Genomic DNA, 20,600 nt, shown 5'->3' with positions numbered 1-20,600 from the left:
TCTCTCTAAGGCGCCGGGCCCGCACGTGTGGCGGACCCGGCTTCCTGTTCAGGGATCAGGATTTACTGCTGAGGCTCGTACCAGCCGGCCAGGCCGTCCTGCAGCTGCTTCGCACCATCTTCTGGCGATTGTGCGCCACGCAGGACATTGGCTGAGACGTTCCACATCTCGTTCCAAAGGTTCGGCGTGCCGCGCGAGAGGATCTGGTGTGCGGGGCGGATGGTCGATTTGCAGTTTTCACGCCAGGAGACGAATTCCTTGGCAAGCGGGTCTTCCATCTCCACGGTTTCGTTGGAGAGCGAGAAGAAGCCCGGCAGAGAGTTGGCATAGAGCGACGCGAACTCAGCCGAGCCGACCCAGTTGAGGAAGGTGCGCGCGGCTTCAGTATTTGCGGTCTTGGCATTCATGCCGATGCCGATATCCGTGTGGTCGGAAATGTAGCACTCGTCGCCTGCATTCTGCACCGGTGGCGGGAATGCGCCCAGTTTGAAATCGGCCTGCTCGTTGAAGATGGCGATTTCCCAGGAACCGGCCGGAAAGATGGCCGCACGTCCAAGCGTGAAGAGGTTCTGGCTGTCGGGATAGGCCTGCGCCTCATAGCCGTCACCGAGATATGGCGCCCATTTGGCGATCTCGGCGAGCGGTGTGACCCACTGTTCATCGGTGAGCTTCTGCTCACCTGCGATCAGCGCGAGACGGCCTTCCTCGCCCTTCCAGTAGTTCGGACCAATATTGGTGTAGCCCATCGTCGCGGCCTCCCATTGATCCTTGGCGCCCATGGCCATCGGAATATAGGTGCCGTCTTCCTTGATCTTCTCGAGAACCGCGTAGAATTCCTCGTTGGTTTTCGGCGCTTCGATGCCAAGCTCTTCAAAGGCGTCGGCATTGTAGATGAAGCCGTGGATCACGGAAGCCATTGGCACGCAGAAGGTGGCCGAGCCATCGTCCGTGCTCCATGCGGCCTTGGCCACGTCGGAGAAGTTCGACATGTTCTCAAGGTCCTTGAGATCTGTCAGGTGGCCTTTTTCATAAAGGCTGAGCGAGGCATCGAACGGGCGGCATGTGACGAGGTCGCCCGCCGTTCCGGCGTCAAGCTTGGAATTGAGAACGGCATTGTATTCGGTCGGCGCGCTCGGAGCAAAGGTCACCTTGATGCCGGGATGCTTGGCCTCAAAGGCCGGGATCAGTTTTTCCTGCCAGATTGTCAGGTCGTCGTTGCGCCAGCTTTCGATGGTGAGTTCGGCATCCTGTGCCATGGCCGTGCCGGTCGTACCCAGCATGGTTGCGGCAAGCAATGCCAGTTTGGTGGATTTCATCATTGTAGTCTCCCTGTTTTGCTCAAGAGGCATCTCCATGGCTCGGTGTGCAAACATGGAGCGCGCTCATGGCGCTGCTGAACTCGTCTGATGGAGGTAACCCCGGCGGGGTCGCGGACCCCACAAAGCCTTGTCAGCGCTTCCGGAAAGTCTGTGCGTGTACGGGATTTTTCTTCTGTGCCCCTTATACGCGCTGCTCCCGGACCCCTCTGTATCCTCCAATGAAGAAATTAAAGGCCAAAAAGATACCATTTGTCCAGAGTGAAATCGGAAGATTGAGCGGCTGATTTGAGTAAAGAACTGTTTTTTTCCATATTTATAATGGTTTATCAAGATTTCGAGGGCGCGGGATTTTTGTTGTTTCCTAGAGGTATCTTTTTGGTATTATGTCCGCGAGGAGAGGATATGAGTGGACATGTCATAGCGATCGATGGTGGGGGAACCAGTTGCCGCGCGGCCCTGGCTGACGCCGAGGGGCGGGTTTTGGGACGCGGCAAACGCGGGTCCGCCAATATCTTCACCACGTCTGATACGATCGGCGAGAACATCGCCGCTGCCGCGCGTGAAGCTGTCTGCGATGCGGGCCTTGAAGGTCTGCCGCTTAAGTCGATCCCGGCCTTTCTGGGCCTGGCCGGCATCAATGTCGGTGAGCGCCAGCGCGAATTGGCCAAGGCTCTTCCCTTCGCGGATACGAAGTTCGTTCACGATGGCGTCATTGCGCTGCAGGGCGCTCTGGGCGACGAGGACGGCGTGATTGCGATCCTGGGCACCGGTTCCGTTTATCTATCACGTGCCGGGGGCGTGTCGCGGAGCATCGGTGGCTGGGGTTTTGCGATCGGCGATCAGGCGAGTGGGGCGGTCATTGGCAGGGCCCTGTTGCAGCAGGCGCTTCTTGCGCATGATGGGGTGCGAGAGCACACCCCGCTCAGCCGCGCTGTCATGAAGCGGTTTGAAGGGAATCCGGAAGCGATGGTCGAGTTTGCGCAGCAGACGGCGCGACCTGCCGATTACGGAGCCTTTGCGCCGCTGATGTTCGAGCATGACGAGAAGGGTGACGTGCTAGCACGCGATATCCTTCTTGACGCAGTGCGCGACATCACCATGGCGCTGGACGCAATCGTCTTTGAAGGGTGTGAGCGTTTGTGCCTCTTGGGTGGGTTGGCGGGGGAATATCGTAAACGCCTTTCTCCGCGCCATAGCGCCATCCTGCAGGAACCGCGTGGCGATGCGCTGTCGGGTGCCGTTCAACTGGCGCTGCGCGCATTCCCGCCGCAAGCGGTTGGGGAGAACGGGTGATGGCCGCGCCTGGCCTTTTCAGTGCGCACAAGGTCGCTTCCATGGGGGCGGGCCCCTTGTACATGCGTCTGCAAAGGCTTCTGGAAGACGCCATTAGCAGTGGAATTTTGAAAGAAGGTGAGGCGCTGCCCACGGAGCGCGACATTGCCGAACTCACGGATTTGAGCCGGGTCACCGTGCGGCGTGCGGTCGATGATCTGGTCAGGCAGGGACGCCTCATCCGCCGGCATGGTTCCGGCACATTCGTTGCCCCTACCGTTTCACGGGTTGAGCAATCGCTATCGCTTCTCACCTCGTTCACAGAGGATATGGCGCGGCGCGGGCTATCCTCGCGTTCCGAATGGCTGGAGCGCATGGTTGCTGCACCATCACCCGACGAAATGATGGTGCTGGGCCTCTCAATGGGGGATACGGTCGCAAGACTGGAGCGGCTGCGCATCGCTGACGATGTGCCGATGGCTATCGAGCGTGCCTCCATCATCGGCAGCTTCCTGCCTGATCCGGCTTCAGTGACCGATTCCCTCTACGATGCGCTTGGCAAGCGGTCTGCACGGCCGTGCCGCGCCACGCAACGGATTTCCGCCCGGAACGTGGACGAGCGGGAGGCGTCGCTTCTTCAGGTCATTCCCGGCGAGGCCGCGCTCTATATTGAGCGCGTTTCCTACCTGCCCAACGGCCGGGTCATCGAATTCACCCGTTCGGTCTATCGCGGTGACGCATACGATTTCGTCGCCGAACTGAAGATTCCCGAGCGCTGACGCACTCTGACAGTTGGAACTCAGCATGTCTTCTTTCGCTCTTGCCGGCGCGCGCATTTTTGACGGGGAAACCTGGTTCGACGATCATGCTCTGATTGTCGACAATGGCAGGGTCTCGGCCGTCGAGGCGCGTGAAAACGTTCTGCGCGAGTTGCCAGTGCGTGAAGCTGGCGGCGCCATGATTGTCCCCGGCTTCATCGATCTTCAGGTCAATGGCGGTGGTGGGGTGATGTTCGACGGCGATTGCGGAGTGGAAGGGCTCAGCACGATCTGCCGTGCGCATGCGCGGTTCGGCACCACTGGTCTGTTGCCGACTTTGATCACCGATACACGCGATTCGACGACCGTTTCAATCGCTGCCGGTCTGGAGGCTGCGCGCACCGGCATGCCAGGGTTCCTCGGTTTACACCTGGAGGGGCCGCATCTCTCTATCGAGCGAAAGGGTGCCCACGACCCGGCCCTCATCCGGCCGATGGAAGAAAGGGATCTTGCCGCCTTGATCGAGGCGCGCAAAGGGTTGCCGTCGTTGATTGTGACGCTTGCACCGGAAAATGTGACAGTCGATCAGGTGCGCACCCTGGTGGATGGCGGCGTAAAGGTCAGTCTCGGCCACACGAACACCACCTGCAAGACCGCGCTGGCCTATGCCGAGGCAGGCGCGTCGCTTGTCACACATCTCTTCAATGCGATGAGCCCGCTTGCGCATCGTGAGCCGGGCGTGGTGGGGGCAGCACTGCAGAGCGGGCAGCTTTGGGTGGGAATCATTGCCGATGGCATTCATGTCGATCCGGTGGCCATCGGTGTTGCGCTGCGCGCCAAGAATGGCCCGGCGCGCCTCTTCGCCGTGACGGATGCCATGTCGACCATCGGGACGGACATGACGTCTTTCACGCTGAACGGGCGGACCATCATGAGGGAAAATGGGCGCCTGACACTGGCGGATGGCACTCTGGCTGGCGCAGACATCGATATGATCTCCACGGTTGTCTATCTTCACCGTACGGTAGGCTTGTCGCTTGAAGAGGCGCTGCGCATGGTGAGCGTTTATCCTGCGCAGGCCATAGGGCTCGATCATTCCAAGGGTCGTCTTGCGGTGGGAAAGGACGCGGATTTCGTCATACTCGACGATGATCTAGGTGTCGTTTCGACCTGGATCGGCGGTGAAGCGGTGTATTCGCTCCTCTGAGCAAAATCTTTATTTTTCCTCTTGAAGCTCTAGTGACTAGAGCTCCTATCCTTGCTGTCATTGATTGACTGCAAGGAGAATCATCGTGTCCTTGAAACAGGATGATAACGCCGCAAACATCTATTCCTGGACCGTGGGCGGTATGGATTGCGCGAATTGCGCCAGCAAGATACGGACAGCGCTTGAGCGCCTGCCGGGCGTTAGCGATGTCAAGGTTTCGGTCATGTCCGAGACACTGGCGCTTGCTCTTGATGAGGGCAAGACCGCACGGGAAACCATCGAACGGATGGTCGAAAAGCTGGGCTACAAGGTTTCCGCACGCCAAAAGGCTCGGGCGGATGCTGGTGGAGATGCCAGCGTGGGCGCATGTTGTGGTGGTAAGGGGCGGCCTCACCCGGATGCCGGGTCACCGGAACCGGGGCATGGTATCGCCAGTCATGTGCATGGCGCGGGCGAGGCTAACGCAAGCTGGTATCGCACAGGGAAGGGACATCTCGTCATCCTGACCGGCCTGTTGTTGGCCGCTGCGTGGGGAGCCGAGTTCTTTCTGCCCGGCGAAATGGGAATGTGGGCATTTGTGGTCGCCTGTCTGATCGGTGTCGCGCCGGTCGCGCGCAGGGCGTTCGCGGCTCTGCATGTTGGCATGCCTTTCACGATCGAAATGTTGATGAGCGTGGCGGCTTCAGGCGCGCTGTTCATCGGCGCTGCCGAAGAAGCCGCGCTGGTGGTTTTTCTATTCGCTGTCGGTGAGCTGCTGGAGGGCGTGGCTGCAGATCGCGCCCGTGCCGGCATCAGGGCTCTGGGAGATCTGGTCCCCAAAACAGCCCTGATTGAAGAGAAGGGCGAGACCCGAAAGGTAAAGGCGTCAGAGCTCTTTATCGGGCAGATCGTCGTCGTGCGACCGGGTGACAGGATTCCCGCCGACGGCGAGATCGTAGATGGCATTGCAGGGATCGATGAAGCGCCCGTGACCGGCGAATCCGTCCCGAAATCGAAGGGCGAAGGGGAGGAGGTGTTTGCAGGGTCGATTGTCACCGACGCGGTGATCAGGGTTCGTGTAACCCGCGCGCCGGAAGACAACACCATAGCCCGCATTATCCGACTGGTAGAGGAAGCTCAGGAGGCGCGTGCGCCCACCGAGCGTTTCATTGATCGGTTCAGCCGCTACTACATGCCCGCGATCGTGGCCCTTGCTGCTCTGGTGGCGGTGGTGCCGCCATTGGCAGTGGCTGCTCCCTGGGATGTGTGGCTCTATCGGGCGCTGGCTTTGCTTTTGATCGGATGTCCGTGTGCACTGGTGATTTCGGTCCCTGCTTCTATTGCATCCTCCCTTTCGGCCGGCGCTCGTCGCGGTCTTCTGTTGAAGGGTGGCGCTGTTCTGGAGGCTGCCGCACGAGTTGATCTGGTGGCGCTCGACAAGACCGGTACGCTGACGGTGGGGCGGCCTGCGGTAACGGATATCTGGTCGCCTGATGGCGAAGAACGTCGCCTTCTGTCTCTGGCAGCCAGTGTTGAGGCGGGGTCCAATCATCCCCTCGCGGCGGCCATTTTGAGTTTTTCTGAGAAACTCGGGGTGTCGGTTGAGCCGGCGAGCGATGCTCGGGTCATCCCCGGTCGCGGAGTGGAAGCGCGGATAGACGGACAAACCGTGACTGTAGGGTCGCCACGCCATGCGGAAGAACAGGGGGCGATGACCCGCGAAGCCTGGCAGCGCACAGAAGCATTGGAAACCCAGGGCAAGACGGTTGCCGCCGTCTTTCAGGCCAATGCGCTTCGTGGGCTGATCGCCTTGCGCGACGAACCTCGTGAAGATGCAACTGTGGCGATGCGTGAACTTGCTCAAATGGGTGTGCGGTCTGTCATGCTCACCGGAGACAATGCCCGCACTGCCGAGGCTATAGCCCGAAGCCTTTCTATGGAGTTTCGTGCCGAGCTCCTGCCCGACGACAAGGTTTCTGCCATTCGCGAGCTGACCGCAAATAATACGGTGATGATGATTGGCGACGGGATCAATGATGCGCCCGCACTCGCCACAGCCGATGTCGGGGTGGCGATGGGTTCGGGCACTGATGTCGCACTGGAGTCGGCGGATGGGGCTCTTCTGCGAAACCGCGTGAGCGATGTAGGCGGGATGTTGCGCCTGGCACGGGCGACGATGGTCAATATTCGTCAAAACATCACCATCGCCCTCGGTTTGAAGGCCGTTTTCCTGGTGACAACGGTGCTTGGTATAACCGGGTTGTGGATCGCTATCCTTGCCGACACGGGCGCAACCGTTCTTGTGACGCTCAACGCTTTGCGGCTTCTCGGCTTTCGTGTGGAACGTTAGCAGTTTCGAATGCCTGATGAAGAGCGGACGCCGGCCTTCTGGCCGGCGTTTTTATACGCGGTTGTATACGTATATACATGCTGGTTTGAGCGCCCGTGCGCCGCGCGCCGTCTCTGGTTTTCTCGATATTATTTTTCACTATCGTGTTGTAAAATAATAATATTTATATCTCAGGTAATCCATGGCGCTGCCCTGAGTGGAAAGATATCCACATAAACCACTATAGGTTGTATATGTAATGGGAATACGTTATCGTTTAGCCAATCTGGTGGTTGGAGGGCGTTGCGAATTCTGGGGGAAAGTGTGTTTCAGCGGACAAGTGTTTAGCGCTGCGGAGATCTCCGCCTGAGGTCATGAAGGCCCCGGACGTGATGGATCGGCGAGGTATCGGTAGGGGCCTCTCTGCCGGTGTCGGGCGTTTTCCGCAGAGCCTCGAAACTGCATTACGCGAATGAAGCGCGTGATGCGGACGGACGGACTTTGCCGTCTCTCAACAGTGTTGCGTGCCGCATTCGCGGCGGCGTCCTTCGGGTCAGATTTCCACTCTTATCAAGCGAGGCGTAGAGCATATGGGCATGCACAAACAGGATGGACTTTCGTTCGCAACTTTGCGAGCCGCAGAAGCGGTTATCGACACACGCAGCCTGACCGGAGCGGCGCAGAAGCTGGGCATCAGCCAGCCAGCGGTCAGTATGCATTTGGGGCGGCTTGAGCGGGCAATCGGAACACCTCTTATCAAGAAGCTCGGCAACCGTATTGTCGTGAAAGAAGAAATTTCGGGCCTCATTCGGCAAATGCTCGATCTCGAGCGCCGGCTTCGAACGGTCGGGTATGAGAAAAATGTTTCCAAACTCAAAGTGGGGATCTGCACCTACACGGCCCCGCTGCTCCTCGGCGGTCTGGGGCGACTGGGCAAGATCAAGGAAGCTGTGAGCTGGCGTATTTCGGATTCCCGACGACTGGAAGAAATGTACGATCTGGGGCAGGTGGATGCGGCGTTTCGCGCACTCTACCCCAATGAACTGGGGCCCGATCTGATCTGCGATTACTCAATGCGATGGATGGGCGCGCGTGGTCTGACTGATCAGATAAAGCGCAACTCCGCGGCGATACCCGTGGTGCTAGCAAATCCGCAATCTCCCTTGGGCATTGTCGCGCGTGACTGGCTTCGCCAGCGCAACGTTCCCTACGAGGTGATTGGCGAGGTGGACGATCTCACAAGCGCTATGAAGCTGGTGGTCGGCGGCGTTGCCGCGTCTCCATTGCCCGGGTTTGTCTTTGAAGGAAATTCCTCGTCACTTGAGGATTGCGCAGAGATCATCCCCGGCGGCCTTGATATCCGGTACGGGATGTTCTTTGATGACAAGCGTTTCAACCTGCGGTTGGCTATGGACATTTTCGAACTCCTCCAGGGAGAGCTCCACCGCCTCACGCCGCCAACCTCCGCCTATCACGGGCATAGTCTGGCCCGTCAATAAACCCCCGCACATGCCTAACGCCGCGCAGTCTTCTGCGCGGCGTGATGATGCCTAGAAACTGTCGTCAAAATTTCACCCAGCCGCCGCTTTGCCGTCAGGTTCGGCGCGCAAGATTCCAAAACATGAGCAGATCGATTCACAACGCCCGTCCGGACGCGCAAACCGATGCGCAAATTGAGGCTCTCCTGTCACCACAGGACGAGATTTCCATTGTCGACTCTCTCTTTGCGATGTCGAAGGCGCATACGCTGCCCGGTTCACGCGACATGCTCGAGCGTGTTCTCTCAGCCCGGCTGGAGGCGCGACTTGCGCGCCGTATGCGCCAGACAATCGAGCAATCTCCCGATCAATCTGACAGAGCATCAAGGAGTTCGGCATGACACGCCATAGTCTCCCCGGGAACGAGGTAACCGCCAGTGGTGACAAGACATTACTGCAAAGCGAGAAAGTCTTCGATCTCACGCGCGCCCGCTTGCAAAACGGGCAGGATTGTTTGCTCCATGTCGACACAGGTGAAGCGCGCCGATTGGGTGGAGACGTTGAGCGCAGCCGCAATGCGTCCCGTCTTGTTGCGGACCGGCACCGCAATCGACCGCAGGCCGAGTTCCAGTTCCTGGTCGACAATGGCATAGCCGCGCGCGCCGGCCATCATTACGGCTTCGGAGAGTGCGGCCCGGTCCGTCAACGTTCTCCCGGTCTTGGGGCTGATCGACGCCTGCGCGAGAAAACAGGAGAGTTCGGGCGCGTCCAGGTCTGACAGAAGCACTCGACCCATTGACGTGCAGTAGGCCGGCAAACGCGTGCCAATGTTGAGGGCAACCGAAACGATGCGTCTTCCCGCTACCCGGGCGACGTACACCACCTCTTCGCCTTCCAGAACCGCTGCTGAGCAGGATTCGCCAAGCGTTTCAGAAATCCGCCGCATGATGGGTTCTGCATAGCGCCAGAGCGCAGCCCCACCCATCCATGTGCGTGCCAGGCCAAGCAGTCTGGCGGACAGCAAGAACTGTCGGTTCTCCTGACGGGCATAACCGCTCGCCACCAGCGTGAGCAACAGGCGTCGTGCGCCCGCGCGCGTCAGTTCGGCCTCCTTCGCCACTTCCGTCAGCGTCATGCCGTCCGGCGCATTTGCCAGAATCTCGAGAACGCCAAGCCCCTTCTGCAGCGAGCCCACGAGATCGCGTGAAACCTGGGCGTCAGGTGTGGCGGGGGTATTTGACACAGTATCGTTCTCCATTTAATAAGTATCACATATAAAACTTATGTTCGCAATACGAACTTTTGAGGAATGCCATGGCGCGTTTTGTTCCGCTGTCGCAGGCGGTCGCTGAGAATCTCGGCAATGGCGACAGTGTCGCTTTCGAGGGGTTCACGCATCTCATCCCCACCGCTGCCGCCCATGAGGCGATCCGCCAGGGTTTTCGGGATCTCACCCTGATCCGGATGACCCCCGATGTGGTTTATGACCAGATGATCGGCATGGGGCTGGCCAAAAAAATGATCTTCTCTTACGCCGGCAATCCGGGCGTCGGTCTTCTGCGCCGCATGCGCGACGCCGTGGAGAATGGCTTTCCCCACAAGATCGAGATCGAGGAGCACTCCCACGCCGCCATGGCCAATGCCTATGAGGCGGGCGCGGCGGGGCTTCCCTGTGCGATTTTCCGGGGTTATCGCGGTGCCGAGCTTGCCCGTGTGAACCCGAACATCAGGTCCATCGAGTGCCCCTTCACGGGCGAGAGCCTGGCCGCGGTCCCGGCGCTGAGGCCCGACATTACCTTCATTCATGCGCAGAAAGCCGACCGGAGGGGCAATGTTCTGGTCGAGGGCATTGTGGGCATCCAGAAAGAAGCCGTGCTCGCAGCCAAGCGCGCGGTCGTGACCGTTGAAGAAGTCGTTGACGACTTCTCCGACCTGCATCCCAATCTGACCATACTGCCCCACTGGACGGTGACCGATATCGCCGTGGTGCCAGGAGGCGCGCATCCCTCCTACACCCATGGCTATTACGCGCGTGACAACGCCGAATATCTGAAATGGGACAAGATCGCCGCAGACCGCGACCTGTTCCGCGACTGGATGCAGAAGAATGTGCTTGATGCGACGCCCGAGGATTTTGCCGCCCGCGTCGAAAAGTTGAGGGACGCAGGATGAGCAAGCCCGAATTCACCCCAAATGAAATGATGACCATTGCCGCCTCGCGCGCGCTGAAGAACGACGATGTCTGTTTCGTCGGCATCGGTGCGCCGTCTGCTGCCTGCAACATTGCACGGCTTACCCATGCGCCAGACATCACACTAATTTATGAATCCGGCACCATCGGCACGGCGCCTGATGTGCTTCCGCTTTCCATCGGTGATGGAGAACTCTGCGATACCGCGTTGACCACCGTGCCGGTGCCGGAAATGTTCCGCTACTGGCTGCAGGGCGGGCGCATTACCATTGGTTTTCTCGGCGCGGCCCAGATCGACAAATACGGCAACATCAACACCACGGTCATCGGTGACTATGACAGCCCGAAGACGCGGCTTCCCGGCGGCGGTGGTGCTCCCGAAATCGCCACCTCCTCGCAGGAAGTCTACATCACGCTAGCCCAGTCGAAGCGGGGCATGGTGGAGAAGATCGACTTCTACACCTCCTTTGGACATGGCGATGGTGGCGATCATCGAGAGCGGCTCGGCATCGACACCAAGGGGCCAACGCTGCTCATCACGGATATTGCGATATGGAAGCCGGATCCGGTGACGAAGGAGTTCACGGTCGTTTCGCTGCATCCGGGCGTCACGCGCGACCAGGTACAGGAAACCTGTGGTTGGGTGGTAAGGTTTGCCGATGGTGTGGAAGAGACGCCACCGCCCACGGAACTCGAACTTGCGACATTGCGCGACTTGAAAGCCCGCACCGAAGCGGCCCATAAGGGCGCATGATCTTTTTGGTCCGCATGGCACGCGGCGACCGGGCACTGCCCGGGATTTCTGACTAGGAGAACCCGACCATGGCTGAAGCCTTCATCTGCGACTACATCCGCACGCCGATCGGTCGATTCGGCGGCGCGCTGTCCTCTGTTCGCGCCGACGATCTGGCAGCCTTGCCGATCAAGACGCTGATGGAGCGCAATCCGAAGGTCGATTGGGCAGCACTCGATGATGTGTTCTATGGCTGTGCCAATCAGGCCGGTGAGGACAACCGCAACGTGGCGCGCATGGCCGTGCTTCTTGCGGGCCTGCCCATCGAGGTGCCGGGTTCCACGGTAAACCGTCTTTGCGGTTCGGGCATGGATGCGATCACCATCGCCGCCCGCGCCATCAAGGCCGGCGAGGCGGAGATGATGATCGCCGGCGGTGTGGAATCCATGAGCCGCGCCCCCTTTGTCATGCCGAAGGCGGAGACGGCGTTTTCCCGCAATGCCGAAATCTACGACACCACGATTGGCTGGCGCTTCGTCAACAAGATGCTCAAGAAGCAGTATGGCATCGATTCCATGCCGGAGACCGGTGAGAACGTGGCGGCGGATTTTTCCATCAGCCGCGCCGATCAGGATGCTTTTGCCGTGCGCAGCCAGGACAAGGCTGTCGCCGCGCAGGAGAATGGGCGTCTCGCAAAGGAAATCACTCCCGTCACCATTCCCCAGAGGAAGAGTGAACCGATTGTGGTCAATCAGGATGAGCACCCGCGTCCCGGCACCACGGTGGAAAAGCTGGGCAAGCTGCCAACACCTTTTCGCGAGGGCGGCACGGTCACGGCCGGCAACGCTTCCGGCGTCAATGATGGAGCGGCCGCACTCATCATCGCTTCGGAAGAGGCGGCAAAGAAATATGGTCTGACCCCGATTGCCCGCATTCTTGGCGGCGCGACGGCTGGCGTCCCGCCACGTATCATGGGCATCGGTCCGGCACCGGCAACCAAAAAGCTCTGCGCGCGGCTTGGCCTGAAGCCTTCCGACTTCGATGTCATCGAGTTGAACGAGGCCTTCGCGTCGCAGGGTATCGCCGTTCTGCGCGATCTTGGCATCCCTGAGGACGCACCCCATGTGAACCCCAATGGCGGTGCGATTGCGCTCGGTCACCCGCTCGGCATGTCGGGCGCGCGCATCTCCGGCACTGCCGCACTCCAGTTGCAGGTAACTGGCGGCAAGCTGGCGCTTGCCACCATGTGCATCGGCGTCGGACAGGGCATCGCCCTGGCGATGGAGCGAGTCTAGGCGTAGGAGACCGGACGGGGCAACCCGCTCTCATACATAGACAGCCCTCATCCTGAACTCGTCGAAGGAGGGGGCGGTGAAAAAGCTGGCCCGGCGATTTCATAAGGGGCAGGGAAGTGGAATTCTTCCAGATTGTTGCCGTCGCCACCCCGGTCGATCACCACGAAATCCTGCGGCGCTCCGATGGGGGTCAGTACACCGTGCCAGGTGCCGCGTGCATAGTTCACGCCCTGTCCGGGGCGGGTGATGAAGGCGCGGGGTTCGCCGGGCCGCCCGTCTTCACCCGGGCAGACGATCACCAGAAAGGGAGCCGGCGATAGCGGCATGAAGGCCTGGCTTCCAAGCGGGTGCCGCTCCACCATGGAAAGCCTGAGCGGCAGCGCATAGGGCGTGCCGTGAAAGATGTTGATCAGAACACGCGCATTCTCACCCGCCGTTTCGACCGTCGCCAGATCGTGAAAGCGGCGGCACTTGTCGGCATTGATGAGGAAGCTTTCCGCGCCTTCGGTCTCGATCACGTCGCCGAAGGGCGTGAAGGCCGCGCGTGTCAGTGTCTCGGCGTTGATCCGTTTCATCGCGCGAAGCTGCCGGCGAGCTTGGCGTGTCGGTTGACGTCCTTGTAAAGCAGGTAGCGGAAATTTCCTGGTCCACCTGCGTAGCAGGCCTGCGGGCAGAAGGCGCGCAGCCACATGAAGTCGCCGGCTTCCACCTCCACCCAGTCCTGATTGAGCCGGTAGACGGCCTTGCCCTCCAGTACATAGAGCCCGTGCTCCATCACATGCGTCTCGGCGAAAGGGATCACAGCGCCGGGCTCCAGCGTGACGATGGTCACATGCATGTCGTGGCGCAGATCAGCCGGGTCGACGAAGCGCGTCGTTGCCCATTTGCCATCCGTACCTGGCATGGGAGAGGGCGCGATATCGGCCTCGTTCAGGAAAAGAGGATCTGGTACGCCGAGGCCTTTGACAGGCTCATAGCCCTTGCGGATCCAGTGAAAGCGCGCGGGCGCATCGCCCGCATTGTGCGCGGTCCAGCCGCTCGATGGCGGAAGATAGGCGTAGCCGCCGGGCGTCATTTGGTGTGTCTCGCCGCCGATCTCGACGGTCAGCTCGCCCTCGACGATGAAAACCACGCCTTCCGCAGTCTCATCGAGCTCGGCCTGGTCGCTTCCGCCGCCCGGCTCCACTTCCATGATGTATTGCGAAAACGTCTCGGCAAAGCCGGAGAGTGGTCGCGCAATGATCCAGCAGCGCGTCTTCTCCCAGAACGGCAAAAGGCTGGTGACGATGTCCTGCATGACGCCCTTCGGCATCAGCGCATAGGCGTCCGTCAGAACCGCGCGATCGGTCAGGAGCTGGGTCTGCGGCGGATGCCCGCCAGGCGGGGCGTAGTAGGTGCGGGCGCTCATCTTCTTTGTCCTGATCTCATGCGGGAAGGATGTCGTTCAGCCGCAGCCGGGCGATCCGTTCAACCTGCCGGCAGGCGGTGGCGAATTCCTCGTCGCGGCTGTTCTCTAACCGGGTTTCGAAGGCCTTCAGAATGCTGTCTTTGGTGTTATCCTTGACAGCGATGATGAAGGGAAACCCGAATTTCTGCGTATAGGCAGTGTTGAGTTCGGTGAAGCGCTCTCTCTCTGTGTCGGTCAGTGCATCCAGCCCTGCCGAAGCCTGCTCCCTGCTCGATTCCTCGGTCAGCCTTTTGGCCGCCGCCAGCTTGCCGGCAAGGTCTGGGTGGGCCTTGAGAACGCCAAGGCGTTCGTCTTCACTGGCCGAACGGAAGGCGCGGGCGAGCGCATTGGCAAGCCCCCCAGCCGTGTCGTGCGCGGGACCAAGCTCCAGCTTCATCGCGCGCTCGGAGATCCATGGCGAACGTTCGTAAATGCTGCCGAACCGCTCGATGAACTCCGGTTCGCTCATGCGGCTCGGGCGCAGGGCCGGCGCTTCATAGGGATGTTTCTCGCGCCAATGCCGGGCAATCTCGCCACGTGTTGCAAGCCACACATGCTCGCGGCTCTTCACATAGTCGATGAAGCGCTGGAGGGATGCGGCGCGTCCCGGCCGGCCTGCGAGCCGGCAATGCAGGCCGATGCTCATCATGCCCGGCCGGCCTTCTTCCCCCTCCGCGTAAAGCGTGTCGAAAGCGTCTTTCAGATAGCTAAAGAACTGATCGCCCGAGTTGAAGCCCTGTGCGGTGGCAAAGCGCATGTCGTTGGCGTCCAGCGTATAGGGGATGACCAGTTGTGGCCGCGTGCCGTGCCCGTGGCCGTCATGGTCAATCCAGTAGGGCAGGTCGTCGTCATAGGTGTCGGAGATCCAGTCGAACCCGCCTTCCTCGATGGCCAGCTTCACTGAATTGACCGAGGTGCGTCCCAGGTAGAGGCCGCGCGGGCGCTCGCCCACTACCTCCGTGTGCAGCCGGATCGCCTCCAGCAGGTCAGTGCGCTCGCTTTCCTGTGTGTGCGCGCGGTAGTCGATCCATTTCAGGCCGTGCGAGGCGATTTCCCAGCCTGCCTCCTGCATCGCCTCCACCTGTCCCGGACTTCGGGCAAGGGCCGTAGCGACACCGAAAACGGTGACGGGCACGCCGGCTGCAGTGAACATGCGGTGAAGCCGCCAGAACCCGGCCCGCGCGCCATATTCATAAATCGATTCCATGTTCCAGTGGCGCATGCCGGGCCAGGGGGCCGCGCCCACCACTTCCGAAAGGAAGGCTTCCGAGGCTTCGTCGCCGTGCAATATGCAATTCTCACCGCCTTCCTCGTAATTAACGACGAACTGCACGGCGATCTTGGCGCCGCCGGGCCAGTCAGCACTGGGTGGAGTCTGGCCATAGCCAGTCATGTTTCTCAGGTAGCGGGTCATGCAATCTGTCCGAAATTCGCTAAGGGCAAGGATAATAGATGGAATGCGGGAGGTACTTTCCTGAAAAATTTGAAAGAGTTTTGTTGTTCTTCCTTCGCACGTCCTCTTATGCTCGCAATCAATTTGCCCCACAATCAAGTGGTAGACGCGCAAGTGGCTTGAGCGAATTGATAGGGAGGCCGCATGAGCAATGCGGGTGAGGGTCGTCTGACGACCCATGTGCTGGACACGGCCAGCGGAAAACCGGCCGGAGGACTGGTGATTGCGCTTTACCGCCTGGAGGGCGAGGCGCGGGTCCATGTCAAAACGGTCACGACCAACAGCGATGGCCGCTGCGATGGGCCGCTGCTTGAAGGCGAAGCTTTTCGCACCGGCTTTTACGAACTGGTGTTCGAGGCCGGCGCCTATTTGCGGGCCCACGGTGCCGAGCTTCCGGCCCCGGCCTTTCTCGATCAAATTCCGATCCGCTTCGGCATGGCTGAAAACACGCATTATCACGTGCCTCTGCTTCTCTCGCCCTATGGCTACTCGACCTACAGGGGAAGCTGATGGCCGCGCGTTCTGAAATCCGCTTTCTGTTGAATGGCGCACCTGTCGCGCTGGGCGATGTGCGCCCGGACGAAACCCTGCTTGATTATCTGCGCCTGCGGCAGCGCCTGACAGGCACCAAGGAAGGGTGCGCCGAAGGCGACTGCGGTGCCTGCACCGTTCTTGTAGGCCGTTTGCGCAAGGGCGAACTCATCTATGAGAGCGTCAATGCCTGCATCCGCTTTCTGGGTTCGCTCGATGCCTGCCACGTGGTGACGGTTGAGCATCTGAAACGTGCCGATGGCAGTCTGCATCCGGTTCAGCAGGCGCTTGTGGATCATCACGGTTCGCAATGCGGCTTCTGCACGCCGGGCTTTGTCATGTCGCTCTATGCGCTCTGGATGCGTGAACCTCAGCCCACCGAGCGCGCTGTCGAAAAGGCGCTGCAGGGCAATCTGTGCCGCTGCACCGGCTACGAGCCCATCGTGCGCGCTGCGCTGGCCGCCTCCACCTATGGCAATGCGGCGTCGGATCCGCTGTTAGCAGAGCGCGCCACAGTCATCGCCGCGCTTAACCAGATGAAGGATGACGCGAGGGTGGAGATCGGTTCCGGCCAGGATCGCCTGCTTGTTCCCGCCAATGTCGATGATTTCGCCGCGATCCTCGAAAACGCCCCCAAAGCCACCATCGTTGCCGGTGCCACGGATGTGGGGCTCTGGGTCACGAAATTCATGCGCGAGATCGCGCCGGTGGTGTTTATTGGCGGGCTCGATGAATTGCGCGAAATCCGCGAAGACAATGGCACGATCCATATCGGCGCTGGCGTGAGCTATACAGATGCATTTGCATTTCTGGCGAAACGCATTCCCGCATTTGGCGCGCTGATTGACCGTATTGGCGGCGAGCAGGTGCGCAACATGGGCACGATTGGCGGCAACATCGCCAACGGCTCGCCCATCGGTGACTCACCTCCGCCACTGATTGCGCTTGGTGCAATGCTTACGCTCCGCAAGGGCAGCGGGCGCCGCACCATTCCGCTGGAAGATTTCTTCATCGACTATGGCAAGCAGGACCGTGCGCCTGGTGAATTCGTCGAGGCGGTCACTGTGCCGCTCCCACAAAAAGGCTCCCGTTTCGCCGTCTGGAAGATCTCCAAGCGCCGCGATGAAGACATAACCGCCGTTCTTGGCGCTTTCGACATCAGGATCACCGATGGCCGGGTCGAGGCCGCCCGCATCGCCTATGGCGGCATGGCGGCGACACCAAAGCGCGCAAAATCGGTCGAGAAAGCGCTTGTCGGAAAGCCGTGGACTGAGGAAACGGTCGAGGCAGCACTCGCGGGCTATGAGAAGGATTTCCAGCCAATCAGCGACATGCGCGCCTCCGCCGACTATCGCATGATGGCCGCGAAAAACCTGCTCCGCCGCTTCTATCTTGAAAGCATGGGCGGCTCTGCAAACCTTTCCAGATATGAGGCGGCCTGATCATGACACGGCACGAAACGCTCGATCTGGACAAGGCAAGGATCGCTGGCGGCGTCGCCAGTGATCAAAAACACGATTCGGCACACAAGCATGTGAGCGGCGAAGCCGTTTACATCGACGACATGCCCGAACCCGTGGGCACACTGCATGCCTGCCTTGGCCTTTCTGAGGTTGCGCATGGTGCGATCACGAACATCGACCTCTCGAAGGTGCGTGCTGCGCCCGGTGTCGTCACCGTTCTGACGGCGGACGACATCCCCGGCGAAAACGACATCAGCCCCACCGGACTGCACGATGAACCCATTTTCGCGAACGAAAGGGTTCAGTTCTTCGGCCAGCCCATTTTTGCGGTCATCGCCGACACGCGCGAGGCAGCCCGCCGCGCCGGCCGTTTGGCAAAGATCAACTATGCAGAAGAACCGGCGTTGATCGACATTGCCGATGCGGGCGCCGATGCCCGCCTTGTAACCGCACCTCTCAAGCTTGAGCGCGGTGACAGTGCCGCCGCCATCGCCGCCGCCCCGCATTCCATCAAGGGGCAGATGCGCGTCGGCGGACAGGACCACTTCTATCTCGAAGGGCAGATCGCCTTTGCGATGCCGGGCGAAGATGGCGACGTCACCGTGTTTTCCTCCACCCAGCACCCCAGCGAGGTGCAGCACATGGTGGCCCACGCACTGGACGTCCCCTCCCATGCCGTCACTATCGAGGTGCGGCGCATGGGCGGGGGGTTCGGCGGGAAGGAAACCCAGGCCAATCTGTTTGCCGTTGTATCGGCCATCGCCGCAAAGAAACTCAACCGTCCCGTCAAGCTGCGCCCCGACCGCGACGACGACATGACCGCGACCGGCAAGCGCCACGATTTCCTGATCGACTATGAAGTCGGTTTCGATGACGAGGGCGCCATTCTCGGCGTCGACTTCACCTATGCGGCGCGCTGTGGCTATGCCGCCGACCTCTCGGGTGCGGTGACCGACCGGGCGCTGTTCCACTGCGACAACACCTATTTCTATCCCGCCGCGCGCGCCGTCTCGCGCCCACTCTACACCAACACCGTGTCCAACACCGCTTTTCGCGGGTTCGGCGGACCTCAGGGCATGGTCGGTGCAGAACGCATCATAGACGAGGTGGCCTTCGCACTCGGCAAGGATCCGCTCGAAATTCGCAAGAAGAATCTCTATGGCACCGATGACCGCAACGTCACGCCCTATCACCAGACGGTGGAGGATAATGTCGCAGAACGGGTCATCGCGGAACTGGAGGAAAGCAGCGGTTATGCCGCCCGCCGACGCGAAATCGCGGCCTTTAATACGAAAAGCCCAGTCATCAAACGCGGCCTTGCGCTGACGCCAGTCAAGTTCGGCATTTCTTTCACGGCCACTCATTTCAACCAAGCCGGCGCGCTGGTGCATGTTTATACGGATGGCTCCGTGCATCTGAACCATGGCGGCACCGAGATGGGGCAGGGGCTCTACACCAAGGTGGCGCAGGTGGTGGCCGAAGAATTCCAGATCGATATCGATCAGGTGAAGATCACTGCCACGACCACCGGCAAGGTGCCCAATACGTCCGCCACGGCGGCCTCCTCCGGGTCCGATCTGAACGGCATGGCCGCGCAGGACGCCGCCCGCCAGATCAAGGACCGGCTGATCGACTTCGCGTCCGAAGCCCATGACGTGCCGAAGGATCAGGTCGTGTTCCTTCCGGGCCGTGTGCGCATCGGCAACCGCGAGATCCCCTTTGCCGAGTTGATCCGCGAGGCCTATATGGCCCGCATCCAGCTTTCTGCCGCCGGTTTCTACAAGACGCCGAAAATCCACTGGAATCGCGACAAGGGAGAGGGACGCCCGTTCTACTACTTCGCCTATGGCGCAGCCTGCGCCGAGGTTTCCATCGACACGCTGACCGGCGAATACATGGTCGAGCAGGTCGATATCCTGCATGAGACTGGTCGTTCACTGAACCGCGCCATCGACATTGGCCAGATCGAAGGCGGGTTCATTCAGGGCATGGGCTGGCTGACGACCGAAGAGCTGGTCTGGGATGGCAAGGGACGGCTTCGGACCCATGCGCCTTCCACCTACAAGATCCCGCTCGCGTCCGATCGCCCGAAAGTGTTCAACGTCGCGCTTGCCGACTGGGCGGAGAATGCCGAGCCGACGGTCCATCGCTCCAAGGCCGTGGGCGAGCCGCCCTTCATGCTGGCCATGTGCGTGTTGCACGCGCTGTCGGATGCGGTGGCGAGCGTTGCTGATCACAAGGTTTGCCCGCGTCTCGATGCACCGGCCACGCCTGAGCGTGTGCTGATGGCGGTGGAGCGGGTGAGGGCGGAAGGCGCGCGCTGATCGATATGGCGGCCGATCCGACCTCCGGTCTTGGGACCTTCCTGCAAAACTCGACGTTCGTCGCGCTCGTCGAGGTGTGCGAGGCGAAGGGTTCCACCCCGCGCGAAGAGGGCGCGTGGATGCTGGTTTCGCCAAAGGCAATTTTCGGAACCATCGGTGGTGGTCAACTCGAATTCATGGCGATTGCCAAAGCGCGGGAACTCATCGCGGACAATCTTGCAAACGGTGCTCTCGACATTCCGCTTGGCCCGGAAATCGGCCAGTGCTGCGGTGGCCGGGTGGCGCTCGACATTCGCCTTCTCGATCAGGCGGCGCGCCCGGCGCTCGTAGAGCGTGCTGCCGAAGAGGCAAGCACCTTTCCGCAGGTGATCCTTTTTGGCGGCGGTCATGTCGGCCATGCGCTGGCTTCAGCACTCACGCCACTGCCGGTGCGGGTGCGAGTAATCGAGACCCGCAAGGAAGCAATTGAGGATTTCCCGGATCATGTGGAGACGCGCCTTACAGCCCTTCCGGAAGAGGCGGTGCGTGATGCCTCCGCCGGAACCGCCTTCGTGATCCTGACCCACGATCACGCGCTCGACTTCCTCCTGGTTGCAGAAGCGCTCGCGCGTGACGATGCGGCCTATGTCGGTATGATCGGCTCCAAAACCAAACGCGCCACATTCAAGAGCTGGTATCTGAAAAACGGCGGTGACGAACACCGCTTCTCGAAGCTCGTCACCCCCATCGGCGGGAACGCCGTGCACGACAAGCGCCCAGCCGTCATCGCAGCCATGGCGGCTGCGGAGATACTGGTGGCCCTACAGTCGTGATATTGACAA

The 20,600-nt window shown here is 60.5% G+C and carries 18 protein-coding genes; 13 read left to right on the top strand and 5 right to left on the bottom strand.

From position 1 onward, the window contains the following. Positions 1-62 precede the first annotated feature (62 nt). On the bottom strand, positions 63-1,319 hold the full coding sequence (locus tag KW403_RS04320) for an ABC transporter substrate-binding protein (protein ID WP_223021522.1): 1,257 nt from the start codon (positions 1,317-1,319) through the stop codon (positions 63-65). Positions 1,320-1,721: 402 nt separating this feature from the next. On the opposite strand from KW403_RS04320, the gene KW403_RS04315 reads away from it, so the two are divergent. The 6 genes from KW403_RS04315 (at position 1,722) to KW403_RS04290 (ending at position 8,743) form a co-directional block, all read left to right on the top strand. Next, positions 1,722-2,612 (top strand): glucosamine kinase nucleotide-binding domain-containing protein, encoded by an 891-nt coding sequence (locus tag KW403_RS04315; RefSeq protein WP_223021521.1) that lies wholly within the window; start codon positions 1,722-1,724, stop codon positions 2,610-2,612. Further along, positions 2,612-3,370 carry a GntR family transcriptional regulator gene (locus KW403_RS04310; RefSeq protein WP_223021520.1) on the top strand — a complete coding sequence of 253 codons (759 nt, stop codon included), beginning with the start codon at positions 2,612-2,614 and terminating at the stop codon, positions 3,368-3,370. Before KW403_RS04315 ends, KW403_RS04310 begins: the two co-directional genes overlap by 1 nt. A 25-nt stretch (positions 3,371-3,395) precedes the next feature. Then, positions 3,396-4,556: an N-acetylglucosamine-6-phosphate deacetylase gene (gene nagA / locus KW403_RS04305; RefSeq protein ID WP_223021519.1), complete on the top strand. Its 1,161-nt coding sequence runs from the start codon at positions 3,396-3,398 to the stop codon at positions 4,554-4,556. 85 nt (positions 4,557-4,641) lie between these two features. Further along, positions 4,642-6,885, top strand: coding sequence for a heavy metal translocating P-type ATPase (locus KW403_RS04300; protein WP_246637889.1), 2,244 nt, complete (start codon positions 4,642-4,644; stop codon positions 6,883-6,885). A gap of 575 nt (positions 6,886-7,460) precedes the next feature. Beyond that, positions 7,461-8,363, top strand: a complete 903-nt coding sequence (locus tag KW403_RS04295) for a LysR family transcriptional regulator (RefSeq protein WP_246637888.1) — start codon at positions 7,461-7,463, stop codon at positions 8,361-8,363. 122 nt (positions 8,364-8,485) lie between these two features. Then, a complete protein-coding gene (locus tag KW403_RS04290) occupies positions 8,486-8,743 on the top strand; it encodes a hypothetical protein (RefSeq protein ID WP_223021517.1) in 258 nt (85 codons plus the stop codon). Positions 8,744-8,793: 50 nt separating this feature from the next. Here the strand turns inward: KW403_RS04290 and KW403_RS04285 are convergent, their stop codons facing one another. Continuing rightward, entirely contained in the window at positions 8,794-9,600 is an 807-nt protein-coding gene (locus tag KW403_RS04285; RefSeq protein ID WP_223021516.1) for an IclR family transcriptional regulator domain-containing protein, read from the bottom strand. Positions 9,601-9,656: 56 nt separating this feature from the next. On the opposite strand from KW403_RS04285, the gene KW403_RS04280 reads away from it, so the two are divergent. The 3 genes from KW403_RS04280 to pcaF all read left to right on the top strand — a co-directional run bounded on the left by KW403_RS04280 (position 9,657) and on the right by pcaF (position 12,561). Then, on the top strand, positions 9,657-10,514 hold the full coding sequence (locus KW403_RS04280; protein WP_223021515.1) for a CoA transferase subunit A: 858 nt from the start codon (positions 9,657-9,659) through the stop codon (positions 10,512-10,514). Further along, the gene (locus tag KW403_RS04275) at positions 10,511-11,287 is read left to right on the top strand and encodes a CoA-transferase subunit beta (RefSeq protein WP_223021514.1); all 777 of its coding nucleotides are present in this window, start codon (positions 10,511-10,513) and stop codon (positions 11,285-11,287) included. The genes KW403_RS04280 and KW403_RS04275 overlap by 4 nt, the downstream gene beginning before the upstream one ends. 68 nt (positions 11,288-11,355) lie before the next feature. Then, on the top strand, positions 11,356-12,561 hold the full coding sequence (pcaF, locus tag KW403_RS04270; RefSeq protein WP_223021513.1) for a 3-oxoadipyl-CoA thiolase: 1,206 nt from the start codon (positions 11,356-11,358) through the stop codon (positions 12,559-12,561). A gap of 47 nt (positions 12,562-12,608) precedes the next feature. Here pcaF and KW403_RS04265 read toward each other — a convergent pair whose 3' ends face one another. From KW403_RS04265 to puuE, 3 genes are read right to left on the bottom strand one after another with little or no spacing between them, the layout of a single operon-like run. Next, positions 12,609-13,136 (bottom strand): ureidoglycolate lyase, encoded by a 528-nt coding sequence (locus tag KW403_RS04265; protein WP_223021512.1) that lies wholly within the window; start codon positions 13,134-13,136, stop codon positions 12,609-12,611. Continuing rightward, positions 13,133-13,969 (bottom strand): bifunctional allantoicase/(S)-ureidoglycine aminohydrolase, encoded by an 837-nt coding sequence (locus tag KW403_RS04260; protein WP_223021511.1) that lies wholly within the window; start codon positions 13,967-13,969, stop codon positions 13,133-13,135. The genes KW403_RS04265 and KW403_RS04260 overlap by 4 nt, the downstream gene beginning before the upstream one ends. 16 nt (positions 13,970-13,985) lie before the next feature. Next, positions 13,986-15,422, bottom strand: coding sequence for an allantoinase PuuE (gene puuE / locus KW403_RS04255; protein ID WP_223021510.1), 1,437 nt, complete (start codon positions 15,420-15,422; stop codon positions 13,986-13,988). A 183-nt stretch (positions 15,423-15,605) separates the two neighbouring features. Here puuE and uraH point away from each other — a divergent pair, with 183 nt between their 5' ends. The 4 genes from uraH to xdhC are packed head-to-tail and all read left to right on the top strand — an operon-like array spanning position 15,606 to position 20,591. Beyond that, the gene (uraH, locus tag KW403_RS04250) at positions 15,606-15,971 is read left to right on the top strand and encodes a hydroxyisourate hydrolase (RefSeq protein ID WP_223021509.1); all 366 of its coding nucleotides are present in this window, start codon (positions 15,606-15,608) and stop codon (positions 15,969-15,971) included. Then, on the top strand, positions 15,971-17,434 hold the full coding sequence (xdhA, locus tag KW403_RS04245; protein WP_223021508.1) for a xanthine dehydrogenase small subunit: 1,464 nt from the start codon (positions 15,971-15,973) through the stop codon (positions 17,432-17,434). Before uraH ends, xdhA begins: the two co-directional genes overlap by 1 nt. A gap of 2 nt (positions 17,435-17,436) precedes the next feature. Further along, on the top strand, positions 17,437-19,779 hold the full coding sequence (gene xdhB, locus KW403_RS04240) for a xanthine dehydrogenase molybdopterin binding subunit (protein ID WP_223021507.1): 2,343 nt from the start codon (positions 17,437-17,439) through the stop codon (positions 19,777-19,779). Between the two features lie 5 nt (positions 19,780-19,784). Continuing rightward, positions 19,785-20,591, top strand: coding sequence for a xanthine dehydrogenase accessory protein XdhC (xdhC, locus tag KW403_RS04235; RefSeq protein WP_223021506.1), 807 nt, complete (start codon positions 19,785-19,787; stop codon positions 20,589-20,591). Positions 20,592-20,600 lie beyond the last annotated feature (9 nt).

This window comes from Nitratireductor kimnyeongensis (assembly GCF_019891395.1).
GTDB lineage: Bacteria > Pseudomonadota > Alphaproteobacteria > Rhizobiales > Rhizobiaceae > Nitratireductor > Nitratireductor kimnyeongensis.
The sequence above is the reverse complement of the archived record's forward strand: the minus strand, read 5'-3'. Positions and strand labels throughout refer to the sequence as shown.